A 13719-nucleotide genomic window follows, 5' to 3' on the forward strand; every position below is an offset into this window, starting at 1 on the left:
GGCCACGCCAAGCCCAGCCGCTTCAGCCTGCAACGGTTGTTCAGCTACATGTGGCGGGAATCGCTGGAACTGCAGCGCGATCCCGTGCGCGCCACGCTGGCCTTGGCCGGATCGGCCTTGCTGATGTTCGTGATCGGCTTCGGCATCAGCATGGACGTCGAGGACCTGCGCTACGCCGTGCTTGACCGCGACCAGTCCACGCTCAGCCAGAGCTACACCTTGAGCCTGGCCGGCTCCCGGTACTTCGTGGAGCAGCCGCCGATCACCGATTACACCGAGCTCGATCGCCGCATGACGAGCGGCGAGCTGAGTCTTGCCCTGGAGATTCCTCCGGGATTCGGACGCGACGTGCTGCGCGGGCGCAACGTGCAGATCGGCGCCTGGATCGATGGCGCGATGCCGCAGCGCGCCGAGACCGTCATTGGCTACGTGCAGGGCATCCACCAGCACTGGCTGGTGGAGCAGGCTACAGAACGCACGGGCAGCGCCCCCATCGGGCAAGCCGGGATCGAAACGCGCTTTCGGTACAACCCGGACGTCAAGAGCCTGCCGGCCATGGTGCCGGCTGTGGTGCCGATGCTGCTGTTGATGCTGCCGGCCATGCTCACGGCGCTGGCCGTGGTGCGCGAGAAGGAAACCGGCTCCATCTTGAACCTGTACGTCACCCCCGTCACCCGGACCGAATTCCTGCTGGGCAAACAACTGCCCTATGTAGGGCTGGCCATGCTGAACTTCTTCCTGATGACGCTGTTGTCGGTGACCGTGTTCGGGGTACCGATCAAGGGAAGCTTTCTGACGCTCGTGTTGGCCGCGGTGATCTTCAGCTTCTGCGCGACGGGCATGGGCTTGCTTGCATCGAGCATCACCAAGAGCCAGATCGCGGCGATGTTCTTCGCGATGATCGGAACCATGATTCCCACCGTTCAGTTCTCGGGCCTGACCGACCCGGTGTCCTCGCTGCAGGGCGGCGGGCGCTGGTTGGGCGAGATCTATCCGGCCACGCACATGATCAGCATCAGCCGCGGTGTCTTCAACAAGGCCCTAGGCTTCGGCGATCTGGGCGGGGCGCTCGTTCCCATGCTGATCGCGGTACCCGTGATCATCGGTGCGGCGATTGCGCTGCTGCGCAAGCAGGAGCGCTGAACCATGGGCCAATTCCTCTCCAACACCTACCGATTGGGCGTCAAGGAACTGTGGAGCCTGTGGCGCGACCGCACCATGCTGGTGCTCATCGTGTACGTCTTCACCTTGGGCGTGTACACCGGGGCGACGGCCATGCCCGAGACGCTGCACAACGCCCCAATCGCGGTCGTCGACGAAGACCAATCCCCACTGTCCCAACGCATCATTTCGGCCCTGTATCCACCCCAGTTCAGCAAGCCGCAGTTGATCGAGTGGCCAGAGATGGACGTGGGGATGGACGAGGGACGCTACACGTTCGTGATGGTGATCCCGCGCAACTTCCAGCGTGACCTGCTGGCCGGCCGCGCACCGCAGATCCAGCTCAACGTGGATGCCACGCGCATGAGCCAGGCGTTTGTCGGTAGCGGCTACGTGCAGCAGATCGTCAACGGTGAGATCAGTGAGTTCGCACAGCGCTACCGCTCCAGCGCCGTGCCTGTGGTGGATCTCGCCTTGCGGGCGCGCTTCAACCCCGCGCTGGAGCCCTCCTGGTCAGGCAGTCTTGCGGAGATCATCGACTACATTGCCATGTTGTCCATCGTTCTAGCAGGCGCGGCGCTCATCCGCGAACGTGAGCACGGCACGGTCGAGCACCTGCTGGTCATGCCGGTGACGCCGGCGCAGATCATGCTGGCCAAGGTCTGGTCCATGGGAGCGGTGGTACTGCTGGCGGCGGCCGTGTCGATCGGTTTCGTCGTGCAAGGCCTGCTGGATGTGCCAATCGCCGGGTCGCTGCCGCTGTTCTTCGTCGGTGCGGCGTTGTGCCTGTTCGCCACCACGTCGATGGGCATCTTCCTGGCGACGCTGGCGCGCAACATGCCCCAGTTCGGCATGCTGATGATGCTGACCATCATGCCTTTGCAGATGCTCTCGGGGGGCGCCACGCCGCGCGAAAGCATGCCAGAGCTGGTGCAGAACATCATGCTGGTGGCACCGACCACGCACTTCGTGCAGCTTGGACAGGCGATCCTGTTCCGTGGTGCCGGCCTGGCGGTGGTGTGGCCGCAGTTCGCCGCGTTGCTGTTGATCGGAGCCGTGCTGTTCGGCTTGTCGCTGCAACGCTTTCGCAAAACCATCGCACGGATGGCCTGACCAGGAGCAGCGCATGAAGCACCCATTCCGCCAGAGCGCCAACCTGCCGGCCACCTTCCTCGTGAAGCGACGCCAATGGGCCACCCCGGCGCGCATGACTGAAAAGGTACGGCAATGACGCAACGCTTGAGACTGGACATCCCGGTATTGCTGCCCGAGGTGTCGGACGCTGCCGATGCCTGCGTGGGCCGCCTGGTCGCCGAGCTCGAAGGCAGGAGCGGTGTCGAGCAGGTGCATGTGATCCCGCCCGCAGCAGGGGCGCCCGGCAGGCAAGAGGCGATGCTGTGCGTTCATTACGATTCCGCGATGTTCTCGCTCGCGCGCATCCGCGAAGTGGTCCAGGCTGCGGGCGCATCGGTCAGTGCGCGTTTCGGGCACGTGCTGTGGCAGGTGGATGGCCTCGTGCATTCGCGCCGCGCACGCACGATTGGCGACACGTTGCGGCGCGTCCCAGGGGTTCTGGAGGCACAGGCCGATGCCACTGGACTCGTGCGGGTCGAGTTCGACCGCAGGGTGGTGACGGAGCAGTCGCTGTTCGAGGCGCTGTCAGGACTCGGATTGCGCGCGAAGGCGCGCGTCCAGGAGAAACCCGCGGCCGAACAGAATGCCGGAGGCGGTCACGACAGTCACGATAGCCGCGACCCTCGTCACGACCATCCCGGCGAGACTGGCCGTGGGCACGACCACGCGGGCCACGCTCATGGCGAAGGCGAACACGCGCACACCCATGGCGGGTTCTTGGGCCCCAACACCGAACTCGTGTTCTCGCTGCTGTGTGGTGCCTTACTGGCGCTGGGCTTCGGCATCGAGAAGCTGGCGGCCGGCGCGCCTGCATGGCTGCCCACGGCCCTGTATCTCGGGGCCTACGCGTTCGGTGGCTTCTACACGCTGCGCGAGGCGATCGGCAACCTGCGCCTGAAGAAGTTCGAGATCGACACGCTGATGCTGGTGGCCGCCGCGGGGGCGGCGACGCTTGGCGCCTTTGCCGAAGGCGCGTTGCTGCTGTTCCTGTTCAGCCTCGGCCACGCGCTGGAGCACTACGCCATGGGGCGCGCCCGGCAGGCCATCGAGGCGCTGGCCAAGCTTGCGCCACGCACCGCCACCGTGCGGCGAGGAAGCGAGACGCATGAGGTGCCGGTCGAGAAGCTCGCGGTCGGCGACGTGGTGATCGTGCGCCCGAACGAGCGGCTGCCCGCCGACGGCTTCCTGGTCAAGGGCACGACCAGCATCGACCAGGCCCCGGTCACTGGCGAGAGCATGCCGGTGGACAAACGCCCGGTCACAGATCCCGGCCTTGCGCGTGCGCGGCCGGGTTCCATCGACGCCGAGGCGCGCGCCTTTGCCGGCACGATCAACGGCGCGGGAGCGATCGAAGTGGAGGTGACGCGCCTGTCCACCGACAGCGCGCTGGCGAAGGTCGTGCAGATGGTCAGCGAGGCGCAGGCCCAGCAGTCGCCGACCCAGCGCTTCACCGACCGCTTCGAGCGCATCTTCGTGCCGCTCGTGCTGGCGTTGGCCGTCGCGCTGCTGTTCGCGCCTCTGGTGATCGATGAACCCTTCAGTGAGAGCTTCTACCGCGCGATGGCCGTGCTGGTGGCCGCCAGTCCCTGCGCGCTCGCCATCGCGACCCCGAGCGCAGTGCTTTCTGGGGTGGCGCGCGCCGCGCGTGGCGGAGTGCTGATCAAGGGCGGCGCACCGCTGGAAGCACTCGGCTCGCTCGATGCCATCGCTTTCGACAAGACCGGCACGCTGACCGAAGGCCGCCCCCGCATCACCGATATCGCGCTGGCTGACGGCGTGACCGAAGCGGCGCTGCTGCGGGTGGCCGTGGCGGTCGAACGCCTGAGCGATCACCCGCTGGCCGCCGCCATCGCGCGCGACGGACAGGAGAAGCTGCAGGGGCAGGCCATCGCGTCCGCGCACGACCTCAAGAGCCTGACCGGGCGCGGCGTGACGGCCACGCTGGACGGCGAGACAGTCTGGATCGGCAAGGCGGAGATGTTCGGCGTGGACGGTCTCGCGCCGCTCGGTGCCTGGGCATCGCAGGCGATCGCGAGCCTGCGCGAGCGCGGACGCACGACCATGGTCGTGCGCCAGGGGACGCGGGATCTGGGCGCCATCGGCCTGATGGACACGCCGCGTCCCGACGCGCGCGCCGCCCTGGAAAAGCTGCGCCGGCTCGGCATCGCCCGCATGATCATGATCTCCGGCGACAACCGCACCGTAGCCGAGGCCGTGGCCAAAGAGGTCGGGCTGGACGAGGCTTGGGGCGATCTGATGCCCGAGGACAAGGTCCAGGCGATCCGCAAGCTGCGCGCCCAGGCCAAGGTCGCCATGGTGGGCGATGGCGTGAACGATGCGCCGGCGATGGCCCATGCGACCGTCGGCATCGCCATGGGCGCGGCCGGCTCGGACGTCGCGCTGGAGACGGCCGACGTGGCGCTGATGGCCGACGACCTGCGCCAACTGCCCTTCGCGGTCGGGCTGAGCCGCCACACCCGGTCCATCATCCGCCAGAACGTCTTCATCAGCTTGGGCGTCGTCGCGCTGCTGGTCCCTGCCACCATCGGCGGCCTGGGCATCGGGCCGGCCGTCGCGCTGCACGAGGGATCGACCCTGATCGTCGTGTTCAACGCACTGCGCCTGCTGGCATGGCGCGAGCGCGATTGAAGGCCGGCCCACACCTTTCGACGCGGGTGCGGCGTCCCTGATATCTCTTCACTGTCCCCCAACCAAGCAAGGAGCCACCTCATGAAAGCTGCCTACTACACCGTCAACGGAGAACCCGAGGTCCTCACCTACGGCGATCTGCCCGACCCGAAGGCCAAGGAGGGTGAGGTCGTCGTCCGCGTCCAGGCCGTCAGCCTCGAAGGAGGCGACGTGCTCTCCCGTCGCAACATGGCCCCGCCCACCACGCCCTACGTCGTCGGCTACGCGGCCGCCGGTGTCATCGCGTCCATAGGCCCAGGCGTGATCGACCTTGATGTCGGCCAGCGTGTGGCCTGCTTCAACTGGAAAGGCTCGCACGCGGAGCTGTTCGCGGTGCCGCAGCACTTCGTGTTTCCGGTGCCCGATGCCTTGGAGATCGACGCGGCCGCGGTTGGCCTGATCGCCTTTGGCACGGCCCACGACGGGCTGTTCGAGTTCGGTGCCTTGCAAAAGGGCGAAACTGTGCTCGTGCAGGGTGCCGCCGGAGGCGTGGGGCTTGCCGCCGTACAGTTGGCGCATCGCGCCGGCGCGAAGGTCATCGCCACAGCGTCCACGCTGTCGCGCCTGGCGAAACTGCGGGACTTCGGAGCCACGCACGGCATCGACTACCGGGACGAAGACATCGCGCAGCGCGCACTGTCGCTGACTGACGGCAAAGGCGTGGACATGGTGATCGATCTGGCGGGTGGCAAGGCGCAGGCCTCGCTGCTCAAGACACTGCGCTATCGCGGGCGCTATATTCCCTTGGGGGGCGCCAGCGGCGAGCGGGTCGCTTTCGAGATCGCCGATCTCGCCCCGAACAGCCTGGCGATCATCACGGCCCTGTTCGGCAAGGAACTGCATACCCCGCGTGTCCACGCAATGATCCAGGCGATCTTCGCCGACATGGCCGGCGGCTCGCTGACGATGCCGATCGACAAGAAGTTTGCGCTTTCGCAGGCCGCGCACGCGCACCGGCACGCGGAGGAAGGCCACCCCTTCGGGCGCATCGTGCTCGTGCCTTGAATCAACGCCCGTCGGGGTTTCCGTGCGGATCGAGCAACAGGAGAGGATGTCATGAACGCTGAGCAACACGATCACAGCCACGCCCATGGCGACGGTTCACGGCTCGCCCAGCCCGGTGCGCAGGATGGTGCCATGGGCTCAAGCGTCAGGGACCCAGTCTGCGGCATGGTCGTGGATCCGCGCCGCGCGGCCCATCGCGTGGATCACCAGGGCTCGGCTTACTGGTTCTGCTCCAGCGGTTGCCAAGCCAAGTTCGAGGCCGATCCGCTGCGCTACGCATCTTCTGGCGCGGCCTCGTCGCCCGCGGACGCGGCCGGGCACGCGCCGCATTCCCACGGCGCAGTCCATCGGGGGGGCGCAAAGCCAGCCGCGCCGGCATCCTCGACGGGGATCTGGACCTGCCCCATGCATCCAGAGATCCGCCGCAACGAGCCGGGTAGTTGCCCGATCTGCGGAATGGCGCTGGAGCCGCTCGTGGCGAGCGCCGACTCCGGGCCCAGCCCGGAACTGGCGGACATGACGCGACGCTTCTGGGTCGGCCTCGCGCTGGCCTTGCCTGTCTTCCTGCTTGAAATGGGATCGCACGTGATTCCGGCGCTCCATCACCTGGTGCCGCCAGCGATCTCGACCTGGCTCCAGTTCGCCCTCGCCACGCCGGTGGTACTGTGGGCCGGCTGGCCGTTCTTCGAGCGCGCCTGGGCCTCGCTGCGCCACCGCAGTCTCAACATGTTCACGCTGATCGCATTGGGCACCGGCGTCGCCTGGGGCTACAGCGTGGTCGCGACTCTGGCACCAGGCCTGTTCCCGCAGGCCTTCCGCACCATGGACGGCACCGTGGCGGTGTATTTCGAGTCCGCTGCGGTGATTACCGTACTCGTGCTGCTCGGGCAGGTGCTGGAACTGCGCGCCCGCGAGCAGACCTCCGGGGCGATCAAGGCCTTGCTGGACCTCGCGCCGAAGATCGCGCGGCGCCTGCGCGAGGACGGGACCGAAGAGGACGTGCCGGTTGAGCAGGTAATGATCGGCGACAAGCTGCGCATCCGCCCTGGCGAGACCGTTCCGGTCGACGGCGTGATCGAGGACGGGCGCTCCTCGATCGACGAATCGATGATCTCGGGCGAATCGATGCCCGTCACCCGTGCCCAGGGCGACCCGGCGGTGGGCGGTACGCTGAACCAGACCGGGGCGCTCATCATCCGCGCGCAGAAGGTCGGCAAGGACACCATGCTCTCGCGCATCGTTCAGATGGTCGCCGATGCGCAGCGCTCTCGCGCACCCATCCAGCGCATGGCTGACAAGGTGTCGGGCTGGTTCGTGCCGGCCGTCGTCCTGGTCGCGATCCTCGCGTTCACGGGGTGGGCCATCTGGGGGCCGGAGCCGCGGTTGGCACACGGCCTGGTCGCCGCGGTGTCGGTGCTCATCATCGCCTGCCCGTGCGCGCTGGGCCTGGCGACGCCGATGTCGATCATGGTCGGCGTGGGCAAGGGAGCCGGTGTGGGCGTGCTGATCAAGAACGCCGAAGCGCTGGAGCGCATGGAAAAGGTCGACACGCTGGTCGTGGACAAGACGGGCACCCTGACCGAAGGCAGGCCGGCCGTCACAGGCATCGTGGCCACCGCCGGCTTCACGCAGGACGAGGTTCTTGGTCTTGCGGCCGGCGTCGAGCAGGCCTCGGAGCATCCGCTGGCCCTGGCCATTGTGGCGGCCGCCCAGCAACGCAACATCGCCCTGGCGCAGGTCTCGGGATTCGATTCCCCCCTGGGCAAAGGCGCGCTGGGCGTAGTCGAGGGCTGGCGCGTGGTGGTCGGCAATGCCGCATTCCTGGCCGAGCATGGCATCGAGACCGCGCCGCTCGGTGCCCAGGCTGACGAACTGCGTCGAGATGGCGCGACGGCGATCTATATCGGTGTCGATCAGCGCGCGGCCGGGATCTTTGCCATCGCCGATCCGGTGAAGGCCACGACGCCACAGGCGCTCAAGGCACTGCACGGCGAAGGGATCCGTATTGTCATGCTGACCGGTGACAATCGGACCACCGCCGAGGCCGTCGCGCGCCGGCTAGGCATCGACGAGGTCGAGGCGGATGTGCTGCCCGATCAGAAGGCCTCGATCGTCAACCGGTTCAAGTCGGAAGGCAGGGTCGTCGCGATGGCGGGCGACGGGGTCAACGATGCGCCGGCCCTCGCTGCGGCCGACGTCGGCATCGCCATGGGATCGGGCACGGACGTGGCGATAGAGAGCGCGGGCGTGACGCTGCTCAAGGGCGACCTGACCGGCATCGTCAAGGCCAGGCAGCTCTCGCAGGCGACGATGCGCAACATTCGGCAGAACCTCGTCTTCGCCTTCATCTACAACGCCGCCGGCGTGCCGATCGCGGCAGGCGTGCTTTATCCGGTGTTCGGATTGCTGCTGTCTCCGATCATTGCAGCGGCCGCCATGGCGTTGTCGTCGGTCAGTGTCATTGGCAATGCGCTGCGGCTGAGGGCGATGAAGATATGAGGCCGGCACAGTTTGCAGCAAGCCGAGTGGTGTTTCGTGCTGCGCATTAACGTCTAATTAATAACGCTGCATGCTATGATACAGGCTGTCATGGATAGGAATGGACGGCACCGACAATAGGCACCGGACATCAACGGCACCATTGCCTGGATTGGAAAGACTTCCGATCAGTGTTTTTTTAAAACGATGCCATTCTTGGCGCGCCGTTTCAGACGACCACAATGGTTTATGGTTTTTTCAGAAGGGGAATGCACACATGAAAGCTCTGGTTTATCACGGTGACCACAAGATCTCGCTTGAAGACAAGCCCAAGCCCACCCTTCAAAAGCCCACGGATGTAGTAGTACGGGTTTTGAAGACCACGATCTGCGGCACGGATCTCGGCATCTACAAAGGCAAGAATCCAGAGGTCGCCGACGGGCGCATCCTGGGCCATGAAGGGGTAGGCGTCATCGAGGAAGTGGGCGAGAGTGTCACGCAGTTCAAGAAAGGCGACAAGGTCCTGATTTCCTGCGTCACTTCTTGCGGCTCGTGCGACTACTGCAAGAAGCAGCTTTACTCCCATTGCCGCGACGGCGGGTGGATCCTGGGTTACATGATCGATGGCGTGCAGGCCGAATACGTCCGCATCCCGCATGCCGACAACAGCCTCTACAAGATCCCCCAGACAATTGACGACGAAATCGCCGTCCTGCTGAGCGACATCCTGCCCACCGGCCACGAAATCGGCGTCCAGTATGGGAATGTCCAGCCGGGCGATGCGGTGGCTATTGTCGGCGCGGGCCCCGTCGGCATGTCCGTACTGTTGACCGCCCAGTTCTACTCCCCCTCGACCATCATCGTGATCGACATGGACGAGAATCGCCTCCAGCTCGCCAAGGAGCTCGGGGCAACGCACACCATCAACTCCGGCACGGAGAACGTTGTCGAAGCCGTGCATAGGATTGCGGCAGAGGGAGTCGATGTTGCGATCGAGGCGGTGGGCATACCGGCGACTTGGGACATCTGCCAGGAGATCGTCAAGCCCGGCGCGCACATCGCCAACGTCGGCGTGCATGGCGTCAAGGTTGACTTCGAGATTCAGAAGCTCTGGATCAAGAACCTGACGATCACCACGGGACTGGTGAACACGAACACGACGCCCATGCTGATGAAGGTCGCCTCGACCGACAAGCTTCCGTTGAAGAAGATGATTACCCATCGCTTCGAGCTGGCCGAGATCGAGCACGCCTATCAGGTATTCCTCAATGGCGCCAAGGAGAAGGCGATGAAGATCATCCTCTCGAACGCAGGCGCTGCCTGATCTTTGACGCCCTGGACGCCGTCTCAGGCGTCTAGGGCGGGTTTGGCCAGGACGCCCCTCGCATGCATGCAATGCGAAAACGGCAACACAATCGGGGTGCGGTTCAATTCACATACTGAATCAATCTCTATTCTTGCATTCTGTTTCGAGCGCATCTCACGTGTTCTTGCCGATGCTAGTCGGTGCTTCAATTACCGCGGCGAAATCAATCACGGTGCCGTCGCGGTGGGTTGTGGACTCGAATCGCCTTTCTCCAAGGCTTGTGCGCCGAGAAGAAACAAGGCTCGGAACTCGACCGAGAAGTGTTGAGCGTGCTCTTCGAAGAAAACCTCTGGTGCCTCGGCGGGCCACCACACGCGCAGTATGCCCTCGCAATCATTCCCGGAGTCCCTGAACTGGTGAAGTATCCAGCCAAACACTGTGCCGTCGTCGAGTTCGACACGGGAGGGTGAGCGGATTTCGTACGAAGGATCGACGGCTGCCTGGACAAATGGCGGGAGATCGCCTGTCGGAATCACATGCACACGGGTAGGCTGGCCGCCCAGCGTTTCGTTCACGCCCGGATAAGGCGGAAGAGCGTAGTGCTCGGGGTGGGAGGGATAGGCCATTTCCCGGGCAACCTTCAGCTTGTCTCCCCCTTCGCCACCGGAGGCTGTCAGGCCGGCGGCCATCCATTCAAACAATCGTTTCGCCGGCATGCCTTTCACGGCCATGGCGACCTTGCACTGCCGGAAGCTTCCCTTTGAGCGTGCCACGATCTCCTTGTTGCGGCTTGTTGCGGCGGCCTGATGCCTCAATCTGATCGCGGATCAGGTCGAACATGGGCTGTCCATGCAGCAGGGTCTTGAGGTTGAGCAGGATTCGACGCGCCGCTTTCAATTCCCACTCGTCGAGTTGCCTTTCGTCGGCAGAACCACAGTCTGTGTTGAAGAAAAACTAAGGGGAGGTGGTTAGCGATTGAGGTTCGGTCATCGCGTTTCTCCTTCAGGTGTCGGCGGTCATTCCAACAGGGGTCGGTCTGCGTCAATCAGGCGATTATCCGGCCGGAATCGATGCAAAGCTGTGTTCCTGTCATATGACGCAATGCATCGCTCGCGGCAAAGGCTGCCAAGCGGCCGATTTCGGCCGGATCGACGAGTTCGCCCAGCGGCACGCTGGCAGCTGCGCGCTCAGCGTGCCCTGGAATTGCTCGAAGCGCGGGGGTGTCGGTGGGGCCAGGAATCAGAGCGTTGACCCGAATCCGGTGAGGGGCCAACTCGAGTGCCATGATGGACACGAGCGCGTGGACGGCAGCCTTCGGGGCGATGTAGGTGCAGGCGTCGGGCACGACGCGGACTGCGGTCGATGAACCCGTCGCCATGAGCACCCCACCTTCTCCCTGTCGGACCAGATAGCGTGCAGCCGCGGTCAGGGTCAGGAATGTCCCGGTCAGGTTGAGTTTCACGCCGGCATCCCACTCTGCAAGTGAGGTTTCGTGCGTCGGCCCGCTCGCCTGGGTTCCGCCAGCATTGGCGAACGCCGCATCCAGACGTCCCCATTGATGATCGACCGCGGCAATCATCGCATCGACCTGCGCCGGGTCCCGGATATCCGTCACCATACCCAAGGCTTGGCGGCCCAAAGCTTGTATTTCTGCGACCACGCCATTGATTCGTGTTGCGTCAAAGCCAGCAACGCAGACCGATGCGCCGGCTTGCGCACACGCCATCGCAATACATCGCCCTATGCCTGATTCGCCGCCAGTGACGCAAACCACCTTCCCGCCAAGCAGCCCTTCCTGCTCTATATGCATGCTCATCTCCACAGTGTCTGGAACGTTCGCTACAGGGGATCGATTGAAATCTTTGAAAACGAGTGTAAAATAAAATTGAATTTAATGTAGTGGCTTAGGTTTGGTTGGCCTGAGAGCACCGCGTTCCGCGCGGTACACAGGCAGCCCCCATTTCCGATCCCCCGACAAACACTGGATTGCGATGTCTGCCCCATCTACCGAGCGCCTTGTCCTTGTTCTGAACTGCGGCTCATCGAGCATCAAGTTTGCGGTGTTCGATGCTTCCCTTGACCCAATGCCCCGCCGACCGTTGTGGAATGGGAAGGTCCAAGGAATCGGTGGTGACGTCCCGGATTTTGGGGAGACCGGTGTTGCACCTTTCCGTGTGCAACTCGATACGGAGACCCCCCATCGAAGCGCGCTGCAATTGATCCGTGAGCGCGTGTCGGCACGTCTGAATGAACACAGCAGCCTCAGCGCTATTGCCCACCGGATCGTGCATGGCGGCAGCAAATACTCCGCTCCAATCCGTGTGGATGCGCAGGTCCTCGCCGATCTGAAGGGTTACGTCCCTCTTGCCCCGTTGCATCAGCCCTTTGCGCTTGAAGCCATCGAGGTCCTGCTGCAGGACCTGCCGCAAGTGCCCCAGATCGCCTGCTTCGACACGGGCTTTCATCACACGCTTCCCGAGGTAGAGCAGGTTCTGCCGCTTCCCTACGAAGCATGGCAGCGCGGTCTGCGACGCTACGGCTTCCATGGCTTGTCCTACGAGTACATGGCGACTGCGCTCGCGCAGCGTCACGGCCAGGCAGCCCAAGGCCGCACCATCGTCGCGCACCTGGGCAGCGGCGCGAGTCTGTGCGCCATGAAAGGTTTGCAGAGCGTCGCGACGACGATGGGTTTCTCCGCCCTGGATGGTCTGATGATGGGAACTCGCACCGGCTCGCTTGATCCAGGCGCGGTGCTCTATCTGATGGAGGTCGAGCGCCTGTCGCTAGGGCAGGTCGGCGACATCCTCTATCACCGCTCCGGCCTGCTCGGCGTTTCCGGTATTTCATCCGAGCCCCGGGTGCTTGCGAAGCATGAGTCGGATGCCGGCGAACCCGGCACCAGGGCTCGCCTCGCGTTGGAGCTGTACGTGCGACGCATCGTGCGTGAGATCGGGGCATTGACCGCCGTGCTAGGAGGCTTGGATCTCCTCGTCTTCACCGCAGGCGTCGGAGAACACAGCGCATTCGTGCGTGAACGCGTTTGTCGTGGCTTGGCCTTCCTCGGAGTTGCTCTGGACGAGCCAGCCAATCTCGTGGATGCACCTGTGATTTCCCAGTCCGACAGCCCTGTCCTGGTAGGTGTCGAGCCCACCAACGAAGAATGGATCATTGCCGGCCATGCACGGCAGGTGCTGCGCCTCACCCAAACCCCACGTCCTGACCCTTGGAAAAACGCCATGTACAAAAGACTCCTGGTGCCGCTCGATGGCAGTCCCACCGCGCATCTTGCGCTGGATCACGCTGCGGCTCTGGCTCGCCTCAGCGGAGCGACCGTCGTCCTGCTGCACGTTATTGAGGAGCTCAAGCACAGCAACGGTTTCGAGCGCCCCAAGGTGTACCTGGATGAGGTGCGGCCGGGCTTCTTGGCGGCTGGCCAGGCGCTGTTGGATCAGGCCGCTGGCCGTCTGCGACAAGACGGTATTGCGGTGGAGACGCTTCTCAACGAGGCCAAGGGAGAGCGTGTCTCGGAGCTGATCGCCAAACAGGCCGAAACAGCGCGCTGCGATGTGGTCGTGCTCGGCACCCACGGGCGCCGGGGTATGGATCGCCTGCTGTTGGGCAGTGATGCCGAACAGGTGGCTCGCATCGCACCTGTTCCGGTGATGCTGGTGCGCCACCCTCACCCAGCGGCCACCGAAGTGCCGCTGGCCAAGTGCGACTGAGGAGCGAGGCAATATGTCATCGAACGCCGTGTCCGGCAGTACCAAAGGCGGGGCCGTCAGTGCCAGGTTGGCGCTGACGACAGGCGATCTCGCCCACGGAAGGCGATAGGGAAGAAGGCCCACGGTCGGTTCGTCATTGAAAAAAACGCGTTCGTCGATTTCCGCCAAGCGAGGCTGGCAAATGAATATGTGCGACTCCTCCCACGGATCGCGCAGATGTCAGTT

Annotated in this window: 10 protein-coding genes and 1 pseudogene; 8 read left to right on the plus strand and 3 right to left on the minus strand. The window is 64.4% G+C overall.

What is annotated here, in order from left to right:
* The 6 genes from GIW57_RS19110 to GIW57_RS19135 form a co-directional block, all read left to right on the plus strand.
* A partial coding sequence (locus GIW57_RS19110) for an ABC transporter permease (protein ID WP_236512360.1) occupies positions 1 to 1143 on the plus strand: 1143 nt, incomplete at its 5' end.
* Positions 1144 to 1146: 3 nt separating this feature from the next.
* Entirely contained in the window at positions 1147 to 2274 is a 1128-nt protein-coding gene (locus tag GIW57_RS19115; protein ID WP_034032847.1) for an ABC transporter permease, read from the plus strand.
* Between the two features lie 114 nt (positions 2275 to 2388).
* Positions 2389 to 4944 carry a heavy metal translocating P-type ATPase gene (locus tag GIW57_RS19120; protein ID WP_034032848.1) on the plus strand — a complete coding sequence of 852 codons (2556 nt, stop codon included), beginning with the start codon at positions 2389 to 2391 and terminating at the stop codon, positions 4942 to 4944.
* Positions 4945 to 5025: 81 nt separating this feature from the next.
* A complete protein-coding gene (locus GIW57_RS19125) occupies positions 5026 to 5988 on the plus strand; it encodes a zinc-binding dehydrogenase (protein WP_034032850.1) in 963 nt (320 codons plus the stop codon).
* Positions 5989 to 6039: 51 nt separating this feature from the next.
* On the plus strand, positions 6040 to 8487 hold the full coding sequence (locus GIW57_RS19130) for a heavy metal translocating P-type ATPase (RefSeq protein WP_079388757.1): 2448 nt from the start codon (positions 6040 to 6042) through the stop codon (positions 8485 to 8487).
* Between the two features lie 256 nt (positions 8488 to 8743).
* The gene (locus GIW57_RS19135; protein ID WP_034032855.1) at positions 8744 to 9790 is read left to right on the plus strand and encodes a zinc-dependent alcohol dehydrogenase family protein; all 1047 of its coding nucleotides are present in this window, start codon (positions 8744 to 8746) and stop codon (positions 9788 to 9790) included.
* 209 nt (positions 9791 to 9999) lie between these two features.
* On the opposite strand, the gene GIW57_RS19140 is transcribed toward GIW57_RS19135, so the two are convergent.
* The 3 genes from GIW57_RS19140 to GIW57_RS19150 form a co-directional block, all read right to left on the minus strand.
* The gene (locus GIW57_RS19140; protein ID WP_034032857.1) at positions 10000 to 10503 is read right to left on the minus strand and encodes a hypothetical protein; all 504 of its coding nucleotides are present in this window, start codon (positions 10501 to 10503) and stop codon (positions 10000 to 10002) included.
* Complete coding sequence (locus GIW57_RS19145) at positions 10466 to 10612, minus strand: hypothetical protein (protein WP_153575514.1); 147 nt, start codon at positions 10610 to 10612, stop codon at positions 10466 to 10468. The genes GIW57_RS19140 and GIW57_RS19145 overlap by 38 nt, the downstream gene beginning before the upstream one ends.
* A gap of 205 nt (positions 10613 to 10817) precedes the next feature.
* Complete coding sequence (locus tag GIW57_RS19150; RefSeq protein WP_034032858.1) at positions 10818 to 11582, minus strand: SDR family NAD(P)-dependent oxidoreductase; 765 nt, start codon at positions 11580 to 11582, stop codon at positions 10818 to 10820.
* Positions 11583 to 11763: 181 nt separating this feature from the next.
* Here GIW57_RS19150 and GIW57_RS19155 point away from each other — a divergent pair.
* Together GIW57_RS19155 and GIW57_RS19160 are read left to right on the plus strand one after the other, a co-directional pair.
* Positions 11764 to 12954: pseudogene (locus GIW57_RS19155) on the plus strand (acetate/propionate family kinase); the annotation flags it as partial.
* Between the two features lie 54 nt (positions 12955 to 13008).
* Positions 13009 to 13494: a universal stress protein gene (locus GIW57_RS19160; RefSeq protein WP_196496720.1), complete on the plus strand. Its 486-nt coding sequence runs from the start codon at positions 13009 to 13011 to the stop codon at positions 13492 to 13494.
* Positions 13495 to 13719: the final 225 nt, after the last annotated feature.

Source organism: Stenotrophomonas sp. PA-6-5C (assembly GCF_021605635.1).
GTDB classification, from domain to species: domain Bacteria; phylum Pseudomonadota; class Gammaproteobacteria; order Xanthomonadales; family Xanthomonadaceae; genus Stenotrophomonas; species Stenotrophomonas lactitubi.